General features: G+C 60.8%; 1 protein-coding gene. It reads left to right on the plus strand.

The features are described 5' to 3' along the window. On the plus strand, positions 1 to 237 hold a 237-nt coding region (locus AC0L20_RS41815), incomplete at both ends, for an aldo/keto reductase (protein WP_473295964.1).

A 237-nucleotide genomic window follows, 5' to 3' on the forward strand; every position in this document is an offset into this window, starting at 1 on the left:
GTTGTGGCACAACTTCGGCGACAGCACGCCGATCGCCACCCAGCGCGCCCTGCTGCGCACTGCGTTCGACTTAGGCATCAACCACTTCGACCTGGCCAATAACTACGGCCCGCCTTACGGCAGCGCCGAGATCAACTTTGGCCGGTTGCTGCGCGAAGATTTCAAGCATTACCGCGACGAGCTGATCATTTCGAGCAAAGCTGGCTGGGACATGTGGCCCGGTCCTTATGGCCAGGG

This window comes from Bradyrhizobium sp. Kon58 (assembly GCF_055807455.1).